Origin of the sequence: Micrococcus sp. APC 4021 (assembly GCF_030407635.1) — a bacterium.
Taxonomy (GTDB): Bacteria; Actinomycetota; Actinomycetes; order Actinomycetales; family Micrococcaceae; genus Micrococcus; species Micrococcus luteus.
The window spans coordinates 1-21,918 of sequence record NZ_JASDCZ010000018.1; the positions used below are offsets into that span (position 1 = coordinate 1).

20 protein-coding genes and 1 pseudogene are annotated in these 21,918 nt (G+C 73.8%); 13 read left to right on the forward strand and 8 right to left on the reverse strand.

The genetic code is table 11. The features are described 5' to 3' along the window. Nucleotides 1-1,244 (forward strand): annotated as a pseudogene (locus QL983_RS03020) (DNA polymerase III subunit gamma and tau); the annotation flags it as partial. A gap of 115 nt (nt 1,245-1,359) precedes the next feature. Then, nucleotides 1,360-1,959, forward strand: coding sequence for a recombination mediator RecR (gene recR / locus QL983_RS03025; RefSeq protein WP_002856659.1), 600 nt, complete (start codon nt 1,360-1,362; stop codon nt 1,957-1,959). 43 nt (nt 1,960-2,002) lie between these two features. Here the strand turns inward: recR and QL983_RS03030 are convergent, their stop codons facing one another. Both QL983_RS03030 and QL983_RS03035 read right to left on the reverse strand, forming a co-directional pair. Next, a complete protein-coding gene (locus QL983_RS03030) occupies nt 2,003-3,259 on the reverse strand; it encodes a hypothetical protein (protein ID WP_290151188.1) in 1,257 nt (418 codons plus the stop codon). After that, nucleotides 3,256-4,269, reverse strand: coding sequence for an ABC transporter ATP-binding protein (locus QL983_RS03035; protein WP_061873249.1), 1,014 nt, complete (start codon nt 4,267-4,269; stop codon nt 3,256-3,258). Before QL983_RS03035 ends, QL983_RS03030 begins: the two co-directional genes overlap by 4 nt. A gap of 228 nt (nt 4,270-4,497) precedes the next feature. Between QL983_RS03035 and QL983_RS03040 the strand changes: the two genes are divergently transcribed. Continuing rightward, the gene (locus QL983_RS03040) at nt 4,498-5,784 is read left to right on the forward strand and encodes an aspartate kinase (RefSeq protein ID WP_126860144.1); all 1,287 of its coding nucleotides are present in this window, start codon (nt 4,498-4,500) and stop codon (nt 5,782-5,784) included. A 126-nt stretch (nt 5,785-5,910) separates the two neighbouring features. Here QL983_RS03040 and QL983_RS03045 read toward each other — a convergent pair whose 3' ends face one another. After that, the gene (locus QL983_RS03045) at nt 5,911-8,895 is read right to left on the reverse strand and encodes a S8 family serine peptidase (RefSeq protein WP_061873247.1); all 2,985 of its coding nucleotides are present in this window, start codon (nt 8,893-8,895) and stop codon (nt 5,911-5,913) included. A gap of 266 nt (nt 8,896-9,161) precedes the next feature. Between QL983_RS03045 and QL983_RS03050 the strand changes: the two genes are divergently transcribed. The 3 genes from QL983_RS03050 to QL983_RS03060 all read left to right on the forward strand — a co-directional run bounded on the left by QL983_RS03050 (nt 9,162) and on the right by QL983_RS03060 (nt 13,395). Next, nucleotides 9,162-10,232 carry a hypothetical protein gene (locus tag QL983_RS03050; protein ID WP_061867559.1) on the forward strand — a complete coding sequence of 357 codons (1,071 nt, stop codon included), beginning with the start codon at nt 9,162-9,164 and terminating at the stop codon, nt 10,230-10,232. Between the two features lie 95 nt (nt 10,233-10,327). After that, nucleotides 10,328-12,199: an alpha/beta hydrolase gene (locus QL983_RS03055; RefSeq protein WP_061867560.1), complete on the forward strand. Its 1,872-nt coding sequence runs from the start codon at nt 10,328-10,330 to the stop codon at nt 12,197-12,199. 203 nt (nt 12,200-12,402) lie between these two features. Beyond that, nucleotides 12,403-13,395, forward strand: coding sequence for a GNAT family N-acetyltransferase (locus QL983_RS03060; protein WP_061873246.1), 993 nt, complete (start codon nt 12,403-12,405; stop codon nt 13,393-13,395). Between the two features lie 218 nt (nt 13,396-13,613). Here the strand turns inward: QL983_RS03060 and QL983_RS03065 are convergent, their stop codons facing one another. Further along, a complete protein-coding gene (locus tag QL983_RS03065) occupies nt 13,614-13,976 on the reverse strand; it encodes a VOC family protein (RefSeq protein WP_020621445.1) in 363 nt (120 codons plus the stop codon). 615 nt (nt 13,977-14,591) lie between these two features. Between QL983_RS03065 and QL983_RS03070 the strand changes: the two genes are divergently transcribed. The 3 genes from QL983_RS03070 (at nt 14,592) to QL983_RS03080 (ending at nt 15,547) form a co-directional block, all read left to right on the forward strand. Continuing rightward, nucleotides 14,592-15,098: a hypothetical protein gene (locus QL983_RS03070; RefSeq protein WP_020621444.1), complete on the forward strand. Its 507-nt coding sequence runs from the start codon at nt 14,592-14,594 to the stop codon at nt 15,096-15,098. Between the two features lie 3 nt (nt 15,099-15,101). Next, on the forward strand, nt 15,102-15,305 hold the full coding sequence (locus QL983_RS03075; RefSeq protein WP_002856639.1) for a helix-turn-helix transcriptional regulator: 204 nt from the start codon (nt 15,102-15,104) through the stop codon (nt 15,303-15,305). An 86-nt stretch (nt 15,306-15,391) separates the two neighbouring features. Continuing rightward, complete coding sequence (locus QL983_RS03080; protein ID WP_165381373.1) at nt 15,392-15,547, forward strand: hypothetical protein; 156 nt, start codon at nt 15,392-15,394, stop codon at nt 15,545-15,547. A gap of 40 nt (nt 15,548-15,587) precedes the next feature. Here QL983_RS03080 and QL983_RS03085 read toward each other — a convergent pair whose 3' ends face one another. Together QL983_RS03085 and QL983_RS03090 are read right to left on the reverse strand one after the other, a co-directional pair. Beyond that, a complete protein-coding gene (locus tag QL983_RS03085; protein ID WP_101967234.1) occupies nt 15,588-16,034 on the reverse strand; it encodes a YchJ family metal-binding protein in 447 nt (148 codons plus the stop codon). Beyond that, on the reverse strand, nt 16,031-16,195 hold the full coding sequence (locus QL983_RS03090; protein ID WP_155643109.1) for a hypothetical protein: 165 nt from the start codon (nt 16,193-16,195) through the stop codon (nt 16,031-16,033). The genes QL983_RS03085 and QL983_RS03090 overlap by 4 nt, the downstream gene beginning before the upstream one ends. A 175-nt stretch (nt 16,196-16,370) precedes the next feature. On the opposite strand from QL983_RS03090, the gene purS reads away from it, so the two are divergent. From purS to QL983_RS03110, 4 genes are all read left to right on the forward strand, one after another. Then, nucleotides 16,371-16,637 (forward strand): phosphoribosylformylglycinamidine synthase subunit PurS, encoded by a 267-nt coding sequence (gene purS, locus QL983_RS03095; RefSeq protein ID WP_002856633.1) that lies wholly within the window; start codon nt 16,371-16,373, stop codon nt 16,635-16,637. Beyond that, nucleotides 16,634-17,428 carry a phosphoribosylformylglycinamidine synthase subunit PurQ gene (gene purQ, locus QL983_RS03100; protein WP_129866809.1) on the forward strand — a complete coding sequence of 265 codons (795 nt, stop codon included), beginning with the start codon at nt 16,634-16,636 and terminating at the stop codon, nt 17,426-17,428. Before purS ends, purQ begins: the two co-directional genes overlap by 4 nt. Then, complete coding sequence (gene purL / locus QL983_RS03105) at nt 17,425-19,731, forward strand: phosphoribosylformylglycinamidine synthase subunit PurL (protein WP_144868688.1); 2,307 nt, start codon at nt 17,425-17,427, stop codon at nt 19,729-19,731. The genes purQ and purL overlap by 4 nt, the downstream gene beginning before the upstream one ends. 236 nt (nt 19,732-19,967) lie before the next feature. Beyond that, nucleotides 19,968-20,348 (forward strand): YtxH domain-containing protein, encoded by a 381-nt coding sequence (locus QL983_RS03110; RefSeq protein WP_020621439.1) that lies wholly within the window; start codon nt 19,968-19,970, stop codon nt 20,346-20,348. A 63-nt stretch (nt 20,349-20,411) separates the two neighbouring features. Here QL983_RS03110 and QL983_RS03115 read toward each other — a convergent pair whose 3' ends face one another. Both QL983_RS03115 and QL983_RS03120 read right to left on the reverse strand, forming a co-directional pair. After that, nucleotides 20,412-21,158, reverse strand: coding sequence for a hypothetical protein (locus QL983_RS03115; RefSeq protein ID WP_129866811.1), 747 nt, complete (start codon nt 21,156-21,158; stop codon nt 20,412-20,414). Beyond that, nucleotides 21,155-21,913 carry a Tat (twin-arginine translocation) pathway signal sequence gene (locus QL983_RS03120; protein WP_129866812.1) on the reverse strand — a complete coding sequence of 253 codons (759 nt, stop codon included), beginning with the start codon at nt 21,911-21,913 and terminating at the stop codon, nt 21,155-21,157. The genes QL983_RS03115 and QL983_RS03120 overlap by 4 nt, the downstream gene beginning before the upstream one ends. Nucleotides 21,914-21,918: the final 5 nt, after the last annotated feature.

The following is a 21,918-nucleotide window of genomic DNA, read 5'->3' on the forward strand; positions in this document are numbered from 1 at the left end:
CGACGTCGTCGACGACGCCCGCCCCCGCCCCGCCGGCGGACGGCTGGGGCGGCCCGGACGAGGAGCCGCCCGCCTGGGACGACGCTCCCCCGCCCGAGGAGGACCCGTGGGACTCGCTGCCCGCGTTCGACCCGGACGCGGAACAGGACGACTCGGACGGCCCCGAGGGCTGGACCCCGCCGGCCCGCGACGCCGAGGAGCGGCCCGTCGGCGCCGCCGGCTGGGACGGCCCCGTGCCGTCGGTCGAGGACTGGGGCGCGCCGCCGCAGGCCGCACCGGCCCCCGGCGGCGCCGCGCCGGACGCCGGCCAGGACTCCTCGGTCCGGCCCGACGCCCCGACCCCCGGCGAGAGCGAGCCGAGCGCCGAGGAGGTCCGTCGGGCCTACGACCCGGGGCCGCTGGTCCGCGAGGAGGAGCACTCGATCCCCGTGTTCGCCCGTCCGGAGGCGGAGCTGCGCGCGGAGTTCGCGAAGCGCTTCGGCGCGACCCGTCCCGCCGGTTTCGACGACGGCGCGGGCGCGGCCGCGGACGGTGACTCCGCCCGGCCTGCCACGCCGTCGCCCGCCCCGGACGACGACGCAGCGGCCACGGAGCGACGCGATCCCCACCCGGCCGCCTCGGGCGCCGGCCCGTCCTCGGACGAGCAGCGGCGCCCCACGGGTGCGCCCACGGCCGACGCGACCCCTGACCCGGGCGTGCCCGCCGACGACGCGGACGCCGCGCCGCGCGCGGCTTCCGGCCCGACCGGTTCGGACTTCCCGGGCTCGGGCCATCCGGCGAGCATGTACCCGCGGCTCATGGAGCGGCTGCGGGCCGGAGGGCCCCTCGAGCCTCCGGTGAACGCGGGCTCGAGCGGCGGCAGCGGGACGGGCGGCGGCCCCGGCGCTCCCGGCGGCCCCGACCTGGACGCCACGCCGGGCTCCCCCGCCGGGGGGCGGCCGAGCGCGGCCTCGCTCGGGGCGCGCCCCGCCGACGCCGAGCCCGCCGGGGGCGCCTCGGCGCTGCCGTCGTTGGACGCGCGGGCCGCGGCCATCCGTGCCGCCCGCGAGGCCGCCCAGGGTCGCGGCCCGGCCCGGCCCGCCGACACCGGCCCCGCCGCCCCGGCGACGTCCGGGGTGGGGTGGGAGGACGAGGTCGCCAGCGACGACGACGTCCCGCTCGAGGACTCGGGCCTCGTGGGCCGGGCCGTCGTCGAACGGGTGCTCGGCGGCCGTCTGCTCGAGGAACGCCCGAACGACGCCTGAGGCGAACGCACCCGTACGCCGTCCGGGGCCGCGGGCATGATGGACGCGGCGCCGGACCACGGCGCCGCGTCGGGGCGCACGCCCCACGAGACCCACCATCGGACGAGGGAGACGGATGTACCAGGGCGCGGTGCAGGACCTGATCGACGAGCTCGGCCGCCTGCCGGGCATCGGGCCGAAGTCCGCCCAGCGCATCGCCTTCCACATGCTGGAGGCGGACCGGGAGGACATGCTGCGGCTCGCGGACGCCATCCGCACGGTCAAGGACAGGGTGCGGCTGTGCTCGGTCTGCTTCAACGTCTCCGAGGACGAGGTGTGCTCGCTCTGCCGGGATGAACGCCGGGACCGCTCCCAGATCTGCGTCGTCGAGGAGTCGCAGGACGTCATGGCCATGGAGCGCACCCGCGCCTTCCAGGGCCGGTACCACGTGCTCGGCGGGGCCATCAACCCGATCGCCGGCATCGGCCCCGAGCAGCTGCACGTCCGCGAGCTGCTCACCCGGCTGCAGGACGAGGCCGTGCAGGAGGTCATCCTCGCCACGGATCCCAACCTCGAGGGCGAGGCCACGGCCACCTACCTCGGCCGGCTCCTCGGCGCCACGGGCATCCGCGTCACGCGCCTGGCCTCCGGTCTGCCCGTCGGGGGGGACCTCGAGTACGCGGACGAGGTCACCCTCGGCCGCGCCTTCGAGGGACGCCGCCTGATCAGCGGCTGACACCGGCCGGCGTCGAGCAGGCCCCGCCCGACGCCGGCCCGGCTCAGGCCACGCGCGTGCCGGCGGGCAGCCGCCCGGCCGGAGTGTCCAGGCGACGGTGGCCCCACCAGCCCAGCCCGGCCACCAGCACACCCTGCATCGCCAGGCCGAGCGGCCACACCGGCCAGGTGCCCTGCCGGTCCGGCACGCCGGTGCTGTCGAGACCGCGCAGCTCGCCGTCGAGGCACTCGACGTCCCGGACGGGGTCGCGCTGGGTCCAGCGCAGGCCCACGGACAGCAGGTTGAGCGGCCCGGGTTCCGCCCGGGTCCCGTCCTCGAGGAGCCCGCCCTCCCAGGGGGAGGCATCCGCGAGCACGGCGTAGGGGTTCGCCGCGAGCAGCCATCCGCTGCGCCGCGGGTCGGGGATCGTCCGGGTGGTCACCGGGCCGACGCACCGGTCGGCGATCCCGTCGTACAGCTCCGGGTGCGCCGCCTCCCACTCGGCCCAGGCCTGCTCCGCCTCCTCCGGGGTCATCTTCTCGAGCTCCGCCTCGGTGAACGGCTCCGCCGTCATGGAGCCGTACTCGGCGTCGTTGGCCCGCACCTCGGTCTGCAGGAACTGCAGGGACAGCCCGAAGGCCACCAGGGTGCCGATCGTCAGCGCCGCCACGATCAGGTACGTCACCACGACGGCGAACAGCGTGCGCCCGGCGATCGCCGAGACGGCCACGCCGATCCCCGCGATCATGCCGAACTCCACGAGGATCATCACGAGCCCCACCAGCACGGCCCACGGGGACACGCGCCCCACCACGGCTGCGACCGCCAGCCACGGCAGCGCGGCCGCGAGGAACGCGGCGGAGGCGATCCACGCGGCCAGCCACTTGCCCGCCATCAGGTGCCCGGTCCGCAGCAGCGTGACCTGGGTGATGGCCAGGGTGCCGCCGGCACGGTCGCCCGAGATCGCGTTGGCCGCCAGGGCGGGCGAGACCAGCAGCGAGAGGGTGAGAACGAAGAGCAGGACGCCGTCGAAGAGCGTCCGCCCCAGGGCGCGCATCTGCTGCTCCGCCAGCTCCGGCTCCAGGCCGGACGCCTCCATCTCCGTCACGCCCAGGCTTCGCAGCCCGAGGGCGCCGAGGGTCACCGCCCCCACCACCACGAAGAAGACGCCCAACAGCACGTACCAGCCGCGCGAGCGCAGCCGCTGACGCAGTTCCATGCCCACCACGGTGGCCACGGCCTGGGCCGCGCCGAGGCGTCCCCCCGGCTGCGGCTGCGGCGGGCGGCGGTCGTGGATCGAGGTCGCGACGGCGGTGCTCACGGCCGGTCTCCTTCGGTGCGGGGGCCCTCCAGATGGAGGCCCAGGTAGGCGTTCTCGAGGCGGGAGCCCTCCGGGGCGAAGTGGCTGACGAGCACACCCTCGCGCACGAGGTCCGCGAGCAGCGCGGCCGCGGCGGCCTCGCCCCGCAGCTGCACCACGACGCCGTCCCGACGCTGGCCCGCGCCGGCGCCGGTGGCCGCGGTGACGGTCAGGCCGCGGGTCTCGAGGGCGCGGACGAGGGTGTCCCGGGCCGTCGGATCGGGTCCGGCGATCCGGTAGGGGCGGGCGAGGTCGTCGGCGGCGCGGAACTCCTGGGTGGCCACCGTGGCGCCCTCATGGAGGAACACGGCGCGGTCGGACATCTCCTCGAGCTCGGCGAGCACGTGGGAGGAGACGAGCACGGCGGTGCCGGCTGCGGCCATGGCGCGCAGGTCGTCCCGCAGCCGGATGCGGGCGGCCGGGTCGAGGCCGTTGGCGGGTTCGTCCAGGAGCAGGACGGAGGGCCGGTGCACGGTGGCCCGAGCCAGGGACAGGCGCTGCTGCTGGCCGCGGGAGAGCACGCGGGCGGGCCGGTGGGCGAACTCCGTGAGCTCGACCCACGCGAGCTGCTCGTCCGCGCGTGCCGACGCCTCCGCCTTCCCCATGCCGTAGAGCCGGCCCAGGCTGGCGAGGATGTCGTGGCAGGTCAGCTCCTCCCACACACCCAGGGTGTCGGGCATCCAGCCGAGCCGCCGCCGGGCCTCGACGGGCTCGCGCACCGCGTCCACCCCGGCCACGGACACGGCGCCGGCGTCCGGGCGCAGCAGGGTGGCCAGGATCAGCAGGAGCGTGGTCTTGCCCGAGCCGTTCGGGCCGACGAGGGCCGTCACGGAGCCGGTGGGCACGGTGAGGGAGACGTCCCGCACCGCATGGACGGCGCCGAACGAGCGGGCGAGGCCGTGGGCCACGATCCCGTCGTGGGCGGCCACCCCCAGGACGGGTGAGGCGGGCGGGGGTGCTGGAGCGGTCATGGCCCCATCCTTGCCGCGCCGTGCACGGACGCGGATCCACCCGGGGGATGATCCCGGCGCCGATCCCAGCCCGACCGGGGTCGCAGGCGGGGCCGCGGGCGCCGTCGTCATGGCCGGCCGCGGGCGCCGGGTCCAGCATCCGGAACAGGGGTTCACCTGGCGGACCCGCGCGGGTGCGCGCCCCTAGACTTGGCCCGAACCGACCCTCGACCCCGTCCGGAGCGACCCATGAGTCTCATCGTCCAGAAGTTCGGCGGCTCCTCCGTGGCCGACGCCGCCGGCATCCAGCGCGTGGCCCGCCGCGTCGCGAACACGGTCCGGGCCGGGAACCGCGTGTGCGTCGTGGTCTCGGCCATGGGCGACACCACGGACGAGCTGCTCGACCTCGCCGCCGAGCTCACGCAGGACGCGCCCGCGCGCGAGATGGACATCCTGCTCTCGGCCGGCGAGCGCATCTCCATGTCCCTGCTGGCGATGGCGATCCACGCCGAGGGCGTCGAGGCCCGCTCCTACACCGGCTCCCAGGCCGGCATGCTGACGGACACCTCGTACGGCCGGGCCCGGATCGTCAAGGTCAACCCCCACCGCGTGCAGGAGGCCCTCGACGCCGGCCGCGTGGCCATCGTGGCCGGGTTCCAGGGCATGAGCCCCGAGTCCAAGGACATCACCACCATGGGCCGCGGCGGCTCGGACACCACGGCCGTCGCCCTCGCCGCCGCGCTCGGCGCGGACGTGTGCGAGATCTACACGGACGTGGACGGCGTCTACTCGGCCGACCCGCGCGTCGTGCCGACCGCCCGCAAGCTCACCGAGCTCTCCTCCGAGGAGACCCTCGAGATGGCGGCCTCCGGATCCAAGGTGCTGCACCTGCGCTCCGTGGAGTACGCGCGCCGCTTCGGCGTGCCGCTGCACGTGCGCTCCTCCTTCTCCGACCATGAGGGCACCTGGATCATGCCCGACCCGAACGACACCATCACCCTTCAGGAAGGCGCTCCCATGGAACAGCCCATCGTCTCCGGCGTCGCCCACGACCGCTCCGAGGGCAAGGTCACGATCGTCGGCGTCCCCGACGTGCCCGGCAAGGCCGCCGAGATCTTCCGCGTGATCGCCGTGTCCAACGTGAACATCGACATGATCGTGCAGAACATCTCCCGCGAGGGCTCGGGTCGCACGGACATCTCCTTCACCCTGCCGATCGTGGAGGGCAAGGACGCCATGGCCGCCCTGCGCGCCGCCCAGGACCGGATCGGCTTCCAGGACATCGTCTCGGACCCGGAGATCGGCAAGCTCTCGCTGATCGGCGCGGGCATGCGCTCCAACCCGGGCGTCTCCGCCACCTTCTTCAAGGCCCTCGCCGACGCCGGCGTGAACGTGGACCTCATCTCCACCTCGGAGATCCGCATCTCCGTGGTCACCGCCGAGAGCAAGCTCGACGACGCCGTCCGCGCCGTGCACGCCGCCTTCGGCCTCGACGCCGAGGAGGAGGCCACGGTCTACGGCGGCACCGGCCGCTGACGCCGCACCCGCCGCTGCCCCACCCACCAACGACGCCGGCCCCGCACCTTCAGCGTGAAGGTGCGGGGCCGGCGTCGTGCGGGCGGTTCCTCCCGTTCCGTCAGCGAGGACGGAGGGGGTCGGCGGTCACGGGACCTGGACGGTCACGTCGGTCGTGATGCCCGCGTCCCAGGTGACGAGGCCCTTCCAGGTGCCCGAGGTCAGGCCGGACCAGGAGAGGGTCGCCTCGGTGGCCTTGCCCGAGGTCACGGGCACCGGGTTCGGGGAGACCGTGAGGTTGCCCGCGTCCTCGCGCAGCTTGAGCGTCTCGAGGGTGCCGGTGTCCTTGCCGCCGTTGGCCGCGTACAGGTGGCCGACCACGGTGTAGGCGCCCGGGGCGGGGTCGGCGATCGTCAGCGTCTCGGACTCGTCCGCGGTCGCCCGGGAGAGCTGCTTGCCCTCGGGGGTGATCACGTACAGGTCCCAGTCGGCGCCGGCGGCGCCCGCGTTGATCGAGGCCACCAGGGACTGGGTGCCCTCCTCCACGGTCACCGTGGACACGGCCAGTGCGCTGGACTCGAGCGAGTTGCTCGCGGTGGCGGCGGCCACGGTGGAGTCCACCTTGCCCAGGCCCAGGACCTGCGGGGTCAGCTCACCGGTCACGCCGGGGGTGATCTCCACGTCGGCGGAGCCGGTGGCGCCGGAGCCCTCGACGGCGGAGGTGACGGTCGCGGACTTCGCCTTCACGGTGACCGGGGAGGTCACCTCCGGGACGGCCTTGCCCTTGGCGGTGGTCCAGGACATGGAGCCGTGGGTCCAGGTGTTCACGGCGGCGTCGGTGCGGGTGACGGTCAGCTCGACGTCGGCGGACTGGCCGGCCTTCAGGTCCAGCACGGCCGGGGAGGCGGTCACCTCGAAGCCGGGCACGTTCGCAGAGAACCGCCAGCGGCCGTTCTCCAGGGCGGTCACGGTGCGGGTCACGGTGGCCGAGCCGACGACGTCGGGGATCGCCAGGGACGGGACGTTCACGTCACGGCCGGCGATGTCGCCGCGCAGCAGCGCGTCCCACTGCTCCTTGCCGGAGTCGTAGACCAGGCCCGGACGGGCGGCGGCGGCCGGATCGGCGGAGCCGGCACCCGTGGCGAAGTTGTCCGTGTTCACGGTGCCGTCGGCGTTGTACACGTCGCCGGCGGTGGTCATGAGGGCGGACTTCACGGCCATCGGGGACCAGGCCGGGTACTTGCCGATCAGCAGCGTGGCCATGCCGGCCAGGTTCGGCGAGGCCATGGACGTGCCGGACATCAGGCCGAACGTGTTGCCGTGGTAGTCGGGGTCCAGCGGGGAGACGCCGGCGATCACGTTCACACCGGGGGCGGCGAGGTCGGGCTTCAGGAGCTCCTGGTTCACGGCGTTGGCCGGGCCGCGGGAGGAGAAGCCGGCGATCTGGGGCAGCGGGTCCTCCGGCAGGCCGGTGGTGTCGCCCGGGACGATCGTGGCGGTGAGGTCGGAGGACTTCACCTTCTCGATCACGCCGTTGTCGTTCATGTGCACGGTCGGCACCGCGTGGATGTCCGCGTCCAGCGAGCCGGACGGGGTGTTCACGAGGATCATGCCGACGCCGCCGGCCTCCTCCACCACCTGCGACTTCTCGGTGCGGGCGTTCCCGCCGCGCTCGCAGAGCACGATCTTGCCGGCGGCCTCCTCGGTGAGCCCGCCGGGCAGGCAGAGACGCGCGGCCTCGGCGTCGCCGGCGGCGACCTCGGACGCGTGGATGACCTCGGCCGGGCCCACGCCGGTGCGGGCCGAGGAGGCGCCCCGGAGCTGCGTGCCGTCGGAGAACTGCACGGTGGCGGTGAGCTCGTTGGAGAACGTCTCCGCGGCCACGGTGGTCAGCCACGGGGAGCCGTGGTTCACGGTGTTCGGGCCGGGGCCGGAGTTGCCGCCGGAGGCGGCCACGAAGATGCCGGCCTCGGCGGCGGACTTGAAGGCCATGGCCACCGGGTCCACGATCGAGGTGTTGGAGCCGGAGATCGAGTAGTTCAGCACGTCCACGTTGTTCTCGATGGCCTGCTCGACGGCGGCCACGGAGGCGGAGGTGTAGCAGCCGCCGGTGTTCGGGTCGGTGTCCTCCCAGCAGATCTTGTAGGAGATCAGGTGGGCGGCCGGGGCCACGCCCGCGCCCTCGCCGAAGGAGTCGTCGTCGATGGTCTGCTCCACCCCGGTGTTGCCGAGGATGGTGGTGGCCACGTGGGTGCCGTGGGAGAACACGCCCAGCGGGGAGATGCGCTCCTCCGGGGCCCGCTCGTCCACCGGGACGAAGCGCTCGAAGTCGTCGGAGAAGGCGTAGGCGCCGATCAGCTTGGAGTCGCACGACGACGCCGGGAAGTCCGGGCCGGTCTCGCACTCGGCCGTGGCGGTGGTGCCGTCCGCCTTGAGCACGGCGATCTGGCCGTCCGCGGTGCGGTACGGCACGCCGACCTTGGCCTTGCCCTTGAGCGGCTGGACGGGCTGACCGTCGATGAACGGGTTGTCCGGGTGGATGCCGGAGTCGATGACGCCGACCACCACGCCCTTGCCCGCGTTCTCGGCCTTGCCGTACACGGACTTCCAGGTGCCCTTCTTGCCGGGCAGGCCGAGGAATTCGGTGGAGCTGTAGTCCGGGGCCACCTGCTCGTCCGGTGCGACGCCGAGCACGGCCGGGTCCTTCGCGATCGCCTGGGCCTCCTCGGCGGTCAGCTCGGCGACGAACGCGTTCACGGCGCGCTGGAAGGAGATCTCGGCCTTGGCGCCGTGGGTCTTCGCGACCTTCGCCTGCTGGCGCTGGAGCTTGGCCTCGTAGTTCTTCACGCGCGGGTGCGAGGGGTCGAACTTCGCCTTCGGGGCGGCGCCCGGAACGGCGCCGGCCTCGGGGGCGGTCACCGACGGCTGGTCCTTCAGGACCACGAAGTAGCGGCCGTCCTCGAACTGCTGCTGGACCTGCACCTCGCCCTGCGGGCTGGAGACGGTGCTGCCGTCGGGCAGTTCGACGGCGGTGGCCGACACCGCGAGCGCGGGAGCGGCCACGAGGCTCGCGCCGGCGACGGCCGCGGCCAGGGCCCGACGGCGCCGGGCAGGGGTGGGGTTCTGAGGCATTGCCTCCGCCTTTCTCATCAAGGTCCGCCCAGCTCTCACCCGTGGCACGCCGGCGGGGATGACGCCGGGGGACGGGGAGATCGGCGCCCATGTGATGGGCACCACAGCGAGACATGTGCAATCTACCGTCCGGTAGGGCGTTTGACCAGATCTTTGCCAGGCAACGTCCAGGACCGTCGAATTGGGGCCGCCGGAGTGCGCTCCCCGCGTCGGCGTCGCGGACCCGCTCGCTCCCGAGGAGCGCCACGGGGGAGGATGGTGGGGCCATGCCCGAGCCACGCACCGCCCCCGCGCCCCCGCCGACCGCCGTCGTCGCCCTGCCCGCCGACGTGTGGCGGGCCCACGCGCGGGCGCACCGCGAGCGCATCGCCCGACGCACGGACCCGCTGGTGGCCCTGCGAATGCGCGGCGAGAAGCACCCGGTGCAGGACTTCCTCTTCGGCTACTACACGCACTCCCCCGCCGCGCTGCAGCGCTGGCACCCCGGGCCGGGGGTCCTCCTCGCGGACGACGACGGCGCCGCGGCTCGCGCCGAGGCGGCCGAGCTGGGCACGACCCCGCGGGCCGAATGGAAGCACTACCGGCGCGTCGAGGCCGGTGAGGTGCCGGGCGCCGTCGTCGACGGCCACCCGGTGGGCGGCTGGCTGGTGGACGTGGCGGCGGTGCTGGCCGACCGCGCGTCGGGGGTGGCGTTCACCCGGGAACTGCTCGCGCGCACGGCGGAGCGGGCGCCGCGCCTGGGCTGCTTCGGGCTGCACGAGTGGGCGATGGCGTACCGCTCGGACGTGCACGGGGTGCGGCACTCCCAGCTGCCGCTGCGGCTCGGGGCCGAGGGGACGGACGCGGTGGTGGAGGGCTCGCGGATCCGGTGCACGCACTTCGACGCGTTCCGGTTCTTCGCGCCCGAGGCCCGCGACCGCAACGAGGGCGACGACGGCGTCCTGCCCACGCGCGCCGGGATGCGGGAGATGGAACAGCCCGGCTGCCTGCACGCGGGGATGGACCTGTACAAGTGGGCGTACAAGCTGGTGCCGGTGGTCGCCTCGGGCCTGCTCGCGGACTGCTTCGACCTCGCGTGGGACATCCGCCGGCTGGACATGGAGGCCTCGCCGTACGACCTGACCGGGGTGGACGACCTCTCCGACGGGTGCGGCGGCTACGCGGCCGTGCGGATCGAGGAGCCGACCGGGCGTGCCGAGTACGCGCGGCGGCAGCGCGAGTTCGCCGAGCGGGGGCAGGCGCTGCGGGTGCGGCTGCTGGCGGTGCTGGACGAGGCCGTGGGGGCGGCCCCTGGGACCGGGCCGGACGCCGAGTGGACTTCCAGCGCACGTCCATGATTAGGATGGCCGCTCTACAGGCTGTGAGGCGCATCACTCGCGTCATCCGGTGACCGCCCCGGCCCTCTCCGCGCCGAACGACTCGAGGACCTGACGTGACCAGAACCGTTCCAGCTCGCCGCCGCACCACGCTCGCCGCCGCCGTCGCGGCCGTCTCGCTCGCCGTCGCGGCCGCCGCCCCCGCGCTCTCCGCGCCGGGCACCGGCAACGGCAACGGCAACGGGTCCGCATCGCAGGGCCAGGCCCGCTCCAACGACCTCTCCGCCACGCGCGGCAACAAGGTCAACGACGCCGCCGCGCTCGCGCCGCACCTCGTGGGCCAGACGCTGGACTGGGAGGCCTGCGACTTCGGCAGCGAGAGCCTCAACGCCCGGTTCAACGCGATCCCCGGCACCGCGTGCTCCGACGTCACGGTGCCGCGGGACTGGAAGAACCCCGAGGACGGCCACACCATCACCCTGCGCGTGGCCAAGACCGAGACCTCGAAGGGCAACCCCGACCGCCAGGGCATCGCGCTGGTCAACCCCGGCGGCCCGGGCGGCTCCGGCCTGCCCTGGGGCCCCGCCATGGCCGAGCGCGCCCCGGAGCTCGCGGAACAGTACGACTTCATCGGCTTCGACCCCCGCGGCGTGGGCCAGTCCACCGCCCTGGAGTGCACCTACACGCCGAACCCCGAGCACGACGTGTGGCAGGACACGAAGGCCCAGGTCGACGCCTGCCTCGAGAACGAGCTCACCCCGTACATCACCACCGAGCAGACCGTGTACGACATGGACTTCATCCGCGCCGTCCTGGGCGAGGAGAAGACCTCCTACATCGGCTACTCGTACGGCACGTGGCTGGGCAGCTGGTACCAGCGCGTCTTCCCCCAGCACGCGCACCGGTTCCTGCTGGACTCCGCCGTCGACATCTCCCGCGACGGGCTCCAGACCACCTGGGACCTGCAGCCGCGCTCCCGCGACCGCCAGTTCCAGGACGCGATGCTCCCCTACGTGGCCCGGCACGACGAGATCTTCGGCCTCGGGGACGACCCGATGCAGATCCGGCAGCGCTGGGAGGACGTGGGCGGCACCCGCACCCAGCTCGGCATGATCGTCGCCGGCTCGTTCCTGCTGCCGGCCATGTACGACACGTCCCAGTACCTCGACGCCGGGTCCGTCATCGCCGCCTACATCCGCATCATGGAGTCCGAGGCCGCGGCCACGGACCCCGCGGGGCAGCGCACCCAGATCGAGCGCATCCTGGCCGAGGCCCGTGCGTCGCTGCCGGCCGAGGAGCGCGACTCCTTCGACCGCTTCGCCGCCCGCGGCCTGGAGACCGTGGGCGAGCGCGAGCAGCTCGTCGCCGCCACCCAGGCCGGTGACGCCGTCACCTTCGAGGGCGCGTTCTCGGCGATCCGCTGCCAGGACGGCCAGTGGAACACCTCGCAGGGATACTGGACCTCGTGGGTGGACGACCTCGGCCGCAAGGCCCCGTGGATCGGTGTGCTGATGGGCCCGTCGGAGTGCATGTACTGGCCCGCCCAGACCTCCATGCCCGCCCAGCCCGGTGGCAAGGGCGCCCCGAACACCGTGATCGTGCAGTCCGAGCTGGACGCGGCGACCCCGTACGAGGGCGGCCACCGCGCCGCCGGCGTGCTGCGCAACACGTCCCTGATCTCCGTGGACAACGAGGGCACCCACGGCCTGTTCCCGTACCGCACCGAGTGCGTGGACGCGCCCATCCGTGACTACTTCCTGACCGGCGCCCAGCCGGCCGAGAAGTCGCTGTGCGACGCCGTCCCGCTGCCGCTCGAGACCCAGCCGGTCCAGGTGGCCGGGACCCCGACGCACAAGGGCGACATCAAGATCTCGATGCGCACCGACGCCGTGCGCGAGGCCAACCGGATCACCCACGACGCGATCGAGCGTCAGCTGATCGACTCCCGCGCGGTGACCCCGGACGTCGAGGCCTTCCTGGAGGACTGACGGCCCGGGCACCCCGGCACCCGGCTCGCCCCCGACGGCCCGGCGACTCCCCCGCGGAGACGCCGGGCCGTCGTCGCGCCCGGGGCGGCCCTGCAACGCTGGTTGGGTTGTCGCGGGTGCCGCCGCCCCACACCCCCGATAACTCAACCCGCGATGGGCAGCCGGAGGGGTGGCGTCGACGCCGAGGCCGATAGCCTCGCGCCATGATCCTGCACATCACCCTCCCGGAGGACTGGGCCGCCGCGCGTCGCACCGGCCGCTACACGGCATCGACGCGCGGCGCCTCGATCGACGACGTCGGCTTCCTCCACGCCTCCGACGACGCCGCCCAGGTGGGAATGGTCGGCGCGGCGATCTACCCGGACCGGCCGGACGCGTTCGTCGTCGGCCTGGACGAGGACGAACTGGCCGGGGCCGGCCTGCGGGTGCGGCGTGAGCCGGGAGACCCCTCCGATCCCCACTCGGCCGAGTTCCCGCACGTCTATCCGGGCAAGGCCGTCTCCGGGCGCATCCCGTGGTCGATGCTCACCCCCGTGACCGACCCACGGGCGGACGCCCGCGTGCACCGCGAAGACTCGGCCGAGGCCGCCGCGCTGCTCGACGCCGGGTGGAGCGTGCGCTCCCGCTCCTGGGGCGCGCGCCTCCACCTCGACGACGACGCCGACCTGGCGCCCTACCGTGGCCACGTCGCGGCGGCCGAAGCGCGGGGAATCGAGGTCCGGAGACTGACCGCCGTCGACCTGCCTGCCCTGCGCGCCCTCGACGAGGAAGCGGCTCCCCGGTTCCCGCACACCGACGGCTCCCGTCACGAGCCGCTGCCGGACGACCTCGAGGCCCGAATGTCCACCCCAGAGGGGCTCGCCGTGGGGGCCTTCGAGGGAGGCGTGCTCATCGGATTCACCCTGACGTTCCGCTCCCCTGACCGGTGGGAGGTCGACCGCACCGCGGTCGCGTCCGAGCACGAGAACCGTGGCGTGGCGAAGGCCGTCAAGGCGGCGACTGTCCTGGCGACCCATGCCCGCGGTGGGCGCGAGTGGGGCACCGGCGGTGCCGAGGCCAACGCGGCGTCCCTGCGGATGAACGCGGCCCTCGGATTCCGTCTCGAACCGGCCTGGCTCGGGCTGACCCCGCCCATGACGTGGGAGGAGTTCGTGCGGGCCCCGGCGTCAAGCTCCCTTGACGACAAGGTCACTTGACTGTCACGCTTGCTTCACAACGTCCGGTCGGACGCCCCCAGGGCCTCCGAGGCGGGCCGGGCCACCTGCCCAGGGCATCGACCACAGGAGGGCCCCATGACCGCGAACCACTCCCGCCACACCACCGCCGCCGCGGACGGCCCGGGCACCCGGTACCCGGTCCGCCCCGACGGCCCGGCGACTCCCCCGCGGAGACGCCGGGCCGTCGTGGGGTCGGCTCAGCCGTCGAGGATGCAGAACTCGTTGCCCTCGGGGTCGGCGAGGACGGCCCAGCCGAGGTCGACGCGGCGGTCGTCGACCATCGCGGCGCCGAGGGCGAGCGCCCGCTCGATCTCGGCGTCGCGCGTCGAGCCGGCGGCCGCGCGCAGGTCCATGTGGGCGCGGTTCTTCACGCGCTTGGCGTCCGGGACGCGGAAGAAGAGGACGACCTGCCCGTCAGGGCCGACGAGTGAGCACTCGTCCGACCCCGGGCGGTAGAGGTGAGGCTCGTCGACCTCCCAGCCGAGCAGCGCGCGCCAGAACTCGGCGATGGCGTGGGGGTCCAGCGCGTCCCACGTGGTGTGAGAGAGACGGAGGGACATGGCGGCTCCTCAGGAACGGGCCGGGGCGGGCGGGGACGACTCCACTCGAGCCAAGGGCGCGGCACCCCGGGCAAGGCGGGTTGACTTGTCACGGGTATTCACCGCCCAGACCCGCGACAAGTCAACCCGCGTTGGCCGGACGGGCGGACGGACGGCGGAGGGCCGGGTCACCCGCGGATGTGTCGCATCACGAGCCGCGGGATCGCGCTGCGCGGGCTGATGCTGCACCACGCGACGGGCTCGCCGTCCGAGTACCGACGACGCCGGGCGCAGGCTCCCCCGCAGCGAGCGCCCGCATGGTGTCCTCGCGGGGGTCGCCGGGCGCGTGCCTCTGCGGCGCTGAGAGCCGGGGGGACAGGCACCAGCAGTGCGTGGCGCGGCGGTTCGGGTTGACGACGTGCGCGAAGTCGTCGAAGCGGTCGGCGGTGAGCGGGTGCACCTCGAAGGCCATGCGGCCAGCATCGTGGGCGGCGGTGGAGGCGTCCACGGCGAGGCCCAGCTCCGCCGCCGCCCTGTCGGGCCACCGTCAAGCAGACTTGACGTCAAACTCTCTTTACTGTCAAGCTTGCTTCACACGACGGGGACAAACCCCGGCCCCGCCCCGGAGGGACCGCCATGGCCACCACGCCGCACACCACCACCGACCTCGCCCGCGACCGCCGCCCCCGCTGGGGCCGCTCCGCCCGTCTGGGCGGCGGGTCCGGGCGACTGATCCTCGTCAGCCTCGTGGCCGGCGTCGTCATCGCCCTGCTGATCGGGGCCGCGTCCTACGGTCTGGCCTCGAGCCAGGGCGACGCCGGTCCCCGCTTCCCGGCGGTCACGGGCGCGGTCATGGCGGCGTCGGCGCTCCCGGTCGGCGCAGCCCTCGCCTGGCTGTTCCTCGTGGACCGCACCACCCTGCGCGGCGCCGTCCGGGACACCGAGGAGACCATCGAAGGCCGGTGGCTCGAGAAGGCGCAGTCCGGCGCGTTCGGCGACCTGCTCGTGGTGCTGGGCCTGGGCACGTTCGTCGTCGCCCTGGCGGGGTGGCAGCCCAGCCTCCCCCTCGTGGGCGCCGGGCTGCTCCTCTTCGCGGGCGCCTCGGTGGCCGTCCGCTACGCGCTCCAGAAGCGCCGGGGCTGAGCCGTGGAGAACACCATCCCCGACGAGCGTGCCCGCCTCGGCTGGTCGCAGCAGCGGCTCGCCGACGAGCTCGGCGTCTCCCGGCAGACCGTCATCTCCCTCGAGAAGGGCCGCTACGACCCCTCGCTCCCGCTCGCCTTCCGCCTCGCGGCCGTGTTCGGGCGGCGGATCGAGGACCTGTTCACCCCGGACGGCAACGCGGGTTGAGTTCTCGCGGGTCCAGGCGCCCAGCACCCGTGACAAGTCAACCCGCGTTGGGCCCGGGGCGGCGTGGGGCATGAGAGGCTGGGGCCATGGATCGAGAGCTGCGCACCCCTCCGGAGCTGGAGGGCGTGGACTGGCACGACGGCGCCCCGCGTCGCCCCCGCCCGATCGTCACCCTGGTGGCGTGGATCGCCATCCTGGGCCTGGTCCTCAGCGTGGGCGCCGGGATCTTCTCCGCCTTCTGACGCGTCACTGCCGGCCGCCGTCCGACGCGCCGCCCCGGCCTCAGCGCACGTCGCCGTTAACGTAGCGCCAGATCCCGTCCTCACGGCGGAACCGGCTGACCTCATGGAGTCGGAACCGCCCCTCGGCCCCCGTGCCGACGGCCACGAACTCCACGGTCCCGGCGTCCTGGAACGGCCCGCCGTCCCGCACGTCCAGCACCGCCAGGCGGGTGAACCGCGGCGCCGGTTCCCCCGCGGCCGGCAGCAGCTCGGCCGCGGTGGGTCGATGCTCGGGGGCCCAGGTCGCGGCGAGGTAGTCGGCCATCGCCCGGACCTCTGCCGGCCCGGCCTCGCCCAGCCGCGCGAACGCCGTGTACCGGGAGCGCATGAGCGCCTCGGCGGTGGGCGCGGTCAGGGCGCCGTCCTGGGCGAAACGCGCCTGCAGGCGACCGCAGCACGCCGCGAGCCCGGCTCCGGACCCGCAGGGGCAGGGCTCGGGACGGGTCACCGACGCGGGCGTCCGGTCGCGCGACGCCGGGCGGAGCGGGCCGTGATGCGGCGCACTCCCGTCAGCACGACGCCGGCCGCCGCGGCGAGCAGCGCGGGGCCGAGCGGGCTGATCGGCCGGCGTCGGCCGAGCGGGGACACACGGGTCTGCTGAGGTCTCATGCCGCCAGGCTACGCCGGGCCGGCTGCCGCGTGCCGCCCCCATCACACCCACGATCCCGCGTCCGGGCGGCCGAGTAGACTGGACGGGCAAGCACGCGGAGCGCCCCGGGCCGGGCGTGAGACGGCATCACACCCTCCTGCTCCGCGGCATCGTCCCGCACCCAGGAGCGTGTTCATGCCCATCATCGTCGTCGACGTCATGCCCAAGCCCGAGATCCTCGATCCGCAGGGCAAGGCGATCAACGGGGCCCTGCCCCGCCTCGGCTTCACCGAGTTCAGCCAGGTCCGCCAGGGCAAGCGGTTCGAGCTCACCGTGGAGGGCGAGGTCACCGACGAGATCCTCGCCCAGGCGCGCACGGCCGCCGAGGAGATGCTGTCCAACCCCGTCATCGAGGACGTCGTGAACGTGGCCGTCCTGGACGAGGCCGAGGGCGCCCGATGACCGAGCTCCCCCTCATCGGCGACTACTCGACGCCGACGACGCCGCTCAGCGGCGCGCGCATCGGCGTCATCACCTTCCCCGGCACCCTGGACGACGTGGACGCGCTGCGCGCCGTCCGCCTGGCCGGCGCCGAGCCCGTCTCCCTGTGGCACGCCGACGCGGACCCGCAGCGGACGCTCGCCGGCGTGGACGCCGTCGTGATCCCGGGCGGCTTCTCCTACGGCGACTACCTGCGCGCCGGCGCGATCGCGCGCTTCGCCCCCATGATGGACGCGGTGGCGACGGCGGCCGGCGGCCCCGAGGGCGAGGCGGACGGCCTGCCGGTGCTCGGCATCTGCAACGGCTTCCAGATCCTCACCGAGTCACACCTGCTGCCGGGCTCGATGATCAAGAACGACCACCTGCACTTCATCTGCCGCGACCAGGAGCTGGTCGTGGAGAGCGCGGACACCGTGTGGACCCGCGACTTCGAGCAGGGCCAGACCATCACCGTGCCCCTGAAGAACCAGGACGGCCAGTACGTGGCGGACGAGACGACCCTCGACGCCCTCGAGGCCGAGGGCCGCGTGGTGTTCCGCTATCAGGGCTGGAACCCGAACGGCTCGCGCCGGGACATCGCGGGCATCGCGAACCCGGCCGGCAACGTCGTCGGCCTGATGCCGCACCCGGAGCACGCCGTGGAGCCGGGCTTCGGCCCGGACACCGCCGCCGGCCCCCGCTCCGGCGTGGACGGCCTCGGCTTCTTCACCTCCGTCCTGACCACCCTCGCCAGCCGTGGAGGCCATGCATGAGCCAGCAGTTCAACATCGAGACGGTCGCGGACGCCCAGGCGACGCCGGACGTCGAGCAGCCCTGGGCCGAGCTGGGCCTGAAGGAGAACGAGTACGCCGAGATCAAGAAGATCCTCGGCCGCCGACCCACCGCCGCCGAGCTGGCCATGTACTCGGTCATGTGGTCCGAGCACTGCTCGTACAAGTCCTCTAAGGTGCACCTGCGCCAGTTCGGCGAGAAGCTCACCGACGAGATGAAGCAGCACATGATGGTGGGCATCGGCGAGAACGCCGGCGTGACCGACCTCGGTGACGGCTGGGCCGTGACGTTCAAGGTCGAGTCCCACAACTCGCCCTCCTACGTGGAGCCCTATCAGGGCGCGGCCACGGGCATCGGCGGCATCGTGCGCGACATCATCTCCATGGGCGCCCGCCCGGTGGCCGTGATGGACCCGCTGCGCTTCGGCGCGATCGACCACCCGGACACCGCCCGCGTGTTCCACGGCGTGGTGGCCGGCATCGGCGGCTACGGCAACTCCCTGGGCCTGCCGAACATCGGCGGCGAGACCCGCTTCGACCCGATCTACCAGGGCAACCCGCTCGTCAACGCCCTCGCCGTGGGCGTGCTCAAGCACGAGGACCTGCGCCTGGCCAACGCCTCCGGCGTGGGCAACAAGGTGGTCCTGTTCGGTGCCCGCACCGGCGGTGACGGCATCGGCGGCGCCTCCGTGCTGGCCTCCGAGTCCTTCGACGGCGACGGCAAGCCCGCCAAGCGCCCCTCGGTGCAGGTCGGTGACCCCTTCTCCGAGAAGGTGCTCATCGAGTGCTGCCTCGAGCTGTTCCGCGACTCCCTCGTCGAGGGCATCCAGGACCTCGGCGCCGCCGGCATCTCCTGCGCCACCTCCGAGCTCGCGTCCAACGGCGAGGGCGGCATGCGCGTGGAGCTGACGGACGTGCTGCTGCGCGACTCCACGCTGACCCCGGGCGAGATCCTCATGTCCGAGTCGCAGGAGCGCATGATGGCCGTGGTGACGCCGGAGAACGTCGCCGCGTTCGAGGCCGTCATGGCCACGTGGGACGTCGAGTACTCGTGGCTGGGCGAGGTCACCGGTGACGGCCGCCTGATCATCACCTGGGACGGCGAGGTCATCGTCGACGTGGACCCGCGCACCGTGGCCCACGACGGCCCGGTCTACGAGCGCCCGTACGCGCGTCCGGCCTGGCAGGACGAGCTCCAGGCGGACACGTTCCGCTCCTCCGAGGCCGGTCAGCACCTGCCCGCCACGGGCGAGGAGCTGCGCGCCGCCGTCGTGGAGCTGATGAGCTCCCCGAACCTGGCGGACACCTCCTGGATCACCCGCCAGTACGACCGCTACGTCCGCGGCAACACCGCCCTGGCGGCCCCGGACGACGCGGGCGTGGTGCGCGTGGACGAGGAGACCGGCATGGGCGTGGCCCTGGCCACGGACTGCAACGACCGGTTCACCTACCTGGACCCGTACACGGGCGCGCAGGCCTCCCTGGCCGAGGCGTACCGCAACGTCACCACCGCCGGGGCCGTGCCCCTGGCCGTCTCCGACTGCCTGAACTTCGGCTCCCCCGAGGACCCGGACGTGATGTGGCAGTTCGCGGAGGCCGTGCGCGGCCTGGCGGACGGCTGCCAGACCCTCGGCATCCCGGTGACCGGCGGCAACGTGTCCCTGTACAACCAGACGGGCAGCACCCCGATCCACCCCACCCCCACGGTGGCGGTGCTCGGCCAGCTCGACGACGTCCTGCGCCGCACCCCGTCCGGCTTCGCCCCGGACGCGGACGGCCAGGCGATCTACCTGCTGGGCGAGACCGCGGACGAGCTGGACGGCTCCGAGTTCGCGCGCCTGCGCGGCCACCTCGGCGGCCTGCCCCCGAAGGTCGACCTGAAGAAGGAGCGCCTGCTCGGCGAGCTGCTGGTCAACATGTCCCGGGACGGCATGATCGACGCCGCCCACGACGTCTCCGGCGGCGGCCTCGCGGCCACCCTGTCCGAGATGGTGCTGCGCTTCGGCGTGGGCGCCCGCGTGGTGCTGGACGAGGTGCTGCGCCGCGACGGCGTGGACCTGTTCACCGCGCTGTTCTCCGAGACGCAGGCGCGCGCCGTCGTGGCCGTGCCCCGCACCGAGGAGGTCCGGTTCACCGACATGACCACGGCCCGCGGCTACGCGGCCGTGCGCATCGGCGTGGTGGACGCCGACTCCGCGGCCCTCGAGGTCCAGGACGCCTTCACCCTGCCGATCACGGAGCTGCGCGAGGCCTGGGAGGCCACCCTGCCGAAGCACTTCGGCTGACCCCGTGGCCCCACGGGCCCCGGCACGACGACGGCCGCTCACCCCCGGGGGTGGGCGGCCGTCGTCGTGGGACGGGACGGCGGGGACGAACGCCCCCGACCCTCGCGCGGCCGTGCGCCTCAACCGTTGACGCGGCGGGCTCCGGTGACCAGAGTGATCCCAGGACAGCGCGCCAGCGCGCCGCCCGGCCCGTCCAAGAGGGTCGACGCGGTCCCGACACACGAAGGAGACCACCCATGCGCCTCATCACCCTGGGCCTCGGCGCCGCACTCGGCTACCTGCTCGGCTCCGCCGAGGGCCGCAAGAACCTCGAGAAGATGACCCAGAACGCCCAGAAGCTCTGGAACGACCCCAAGACCCAGGAGAAGGTCGGCCAGGTCCAGGAGACCGCCCAGCAGAAGTTCGCTGAGGTGAAGAAGTCCGATCCGGTGCAGAAGGCCACGACGAAGGTGGAGGATGCCATGCAGGGCAACGACAAGAAGAACGACGTCCGCGAAGATCGCGTGACCGAGTCCAACAACGACAACGTCACCTCGGCGGCCCGCCACGGTGCCGAGCCGGACACCGTCTCGGACCCGTCCACCCCGCTGGGTGACGAGGGTCCGCTGACGCGCTGACCCGCGCAGACACGGCGGCCCGCCTCCCCTCGGGGAGGCGGGCCGCCGTCGTCGTGGGCCGGGTCAGCCGTCCTGCTTCAGGACCTCGTCGGCCGGCGGGGCCTGCACCGGATCCACCTCGCCCATCTCGGAGAGGGTCACCACGGCCTTCGTGCCGGCGGACTCGGTCTCCACGGTGAGCAGGCGGCCGTCCTCCTTGGACACCGTGAACGCGGTCAGCGCCACGCCCTCCTGCGGGCCCGAGACGGGCTCGTCCAGCACGTAGCGGATCGCGTCCTGACCGCTGCGGCGGATGCCGTCCGCGTCCGCCTCGACGTCGTCCAGGCCGCCCGACTCCGGCAGGGAGCCCAGCAGCGAGCTCACCATCGCGCCCATGCCGGTGGCGCGGGGATCGCTCTCGTACGGGGTGGCGGTCCAGCGCTCCACATAGGCGGGGCGGTCCTCGCCGCTCGCGCCGGCGCGCTCCACCGTGAATCGGGAGTACGCGGTGCCGTCCACGATCCGGGACTCGTCCCGGGTGATCAGGCCGTCGTCCTGGTACACGGACACGTACCGCATGGACGAGCCGTCCACGGGACCGGAGATGTCCACCGAGTCCGGGACCGCGCGGCCGTTGCTCGGGGCCTCGGACCGCAGCTCGGTGACCATGCGGACGGAGTCGGCCTCCTCGAGCTGGGTGCGGGCGCGGTCCCAGGCGCCGGGGGCGTCGTCGCCCGAGGCGCAGCCGGTCAGCAGCAGGGCGGCCGCCCCGACGGCGGCGAGGGACAGGCCGCGGCGGGTGCGGCGGGTCTGGGTCTGGCGCTGCCTCACTCGGCCACCTCCTCCGGCGCCTCGGCCGGCTCGATCTGGTTCCAGTCGCTCAGGGCGTACTGCTGGGTGGCCCGGCCGTCGTCGACGGTGAGCGCGACCAGCTCGCCGTCGTCGTCCACCGTGAAGGAGTGCACCCGGGTGGCGTCGCCCTCGGCCATCGCCGCGTCGGCGACCTCCTCGGGCACGGCATAGCGGTAGGCCGTGCCGCCGTCCCAGTCGACCTCCTCGGCGCGCACCTGGGCGCCGTCGAGGGCGTCCGCCGCGGGGAAGCCCACCTGGTCGAGGAGGGCCTTCAGGGGCGGCTCCTGCCCCTCACCGGCCGGGACACGGCGCCACTGCGGGTCGGAGTACATCACCTGGACGTCGTCCGGGACGTCGGAGCCGTCCACGTCGACCCGGACGAACACATCCTCGCCGACCTGGCGGGACTCCATGGTGATGTGTGAGTCCCGGCCGACCTGCATGACGCCCTTCGACTCGGCGTCGCCGCCGTCGAGCCGGCCGGCGATGTCCCAGCGGACCGAGTGCGGGCCCTGACGGCCGGTGGTGTAGGCGGTCTCGAGTCGGACGGTCTCGGCCTCGTCCAACTGGGTGCGGGCCTGATGCCAGGCCTCCCCCGCCGACTGCGGCTCGGATGCGCACCCGGCCAAGGCCAGGGCGCCCACGACGCCGAGCCCGGCCGCGCGGACGGCACGTCTGCGCTGCATGTTCTCCTCCTGGGGCTGCTGCCGGCCGAGGCAGGGCGCCGCGGCCATTGGCG

Bases quoted from the DNA above. Each gene is read 5' to 3' on its own strand.
- recR (WP_002856659.1), top strand. From the start codon at position 1,360: ATGTACCAGGGCGCGGTGCAGGACCTGATCGACGAGCTCGGCCGCCTG.
- QL983_RS03035 (WP_061873249.1), bottom strand. From the start codon at position 4,269: ATGACCGCTCCAGCACCCCCGCCCGCCTCACCCGTCCTGGGGGTGGCC.
- QL983_RS03040 (WP_126860144.1), top strand. From the start codon at position 4,498: ATGAGTCTCATCGTCCAGAAGTTCGGCGGCTCCTCCGTGGCCGACGCC.
- QL983_RS03045 (WP_061873247.1), bottom strand. From the start codon at position 8,895: ATGCCTCAGAACCCCACCCCTGCCCGGCGCCGTCGGGCCCTGGCCGCG.
- QL983_RS03050 (WP_061867559.1), top strand. From the start codon at position 9,162: ATGCCCGAGCCACGCACCGCCCCCGCGCCCCCGCCGACCGCCGTCGTC.
- QL983_RS03060 (WP_061873246.1), top strand. From the start codon at position 12,403: ATGATCCTGCACATCACCCTCCCGGAGGACTGGGCCGCCGCGCGTCGC.
- QL983_RS03065 (WP_020621445.1), bottom strand. From the start codon at position 13,976: ATGTCCCTCCGTCTCTCTCACACCACGTGGGACGCGCTGGACCCCCAC.
- QL983_RS03070 (WP_020621444.1), top strand. From the start codon at position 14,592: ATGGCCACCACGCCGCACACCACCACCGACCTCGCCCGCGACCGCCGC.
- QL983_RS03080 (WP_165381373.1), top strand. From the start codon at position 15,392: ATGGATCGAGAGCTGCGCACCCCTCCGGAGCTGGAGGGCGTGGACTGG.
- QL983_RS03090 (WP_155643109.1), bottom strand. From the start codon at position 16,195: ATGAGACCTCAGCAGACCCGTGTGTCCCCGCTCGGCCGACGCCGGCCG.
- purS (WP_002856633.1), top strand. From the start codon at position 16,371: ATGCCCATCATCGTCGTCGACGTCATGCCCAAGCCCGAGATCCTCGAT.
- purQ (WP_129866809.1), top strand. From the start codon at position 16,634: ATGACCGAGCTCCCCCTCATCGGCGACTACTCGACGCCGACGACGCCG.
- purL (WP_144868688.1), top strand. From the start codon at position 17,425: ATGAGCCAGCAGTTCAACATCGAGACGGTCGCGGACGCCCAGGCGACG.
- QL983_RS03110 (WP_020621439.1), top strand. From the start codon at position 19,968: ATGCGCCTCATCACCCTGGGCCTCGGCGCCGCACTCGGCTACCTGCTC.
- QL983_RS03120 (WP_129866812.1), bottom strand. From the start codon at position 21,913: ATGGCCGCGGCGCCCTGCCTCGGCCGGCAGCAGCCCCAGGAGGAGAAC.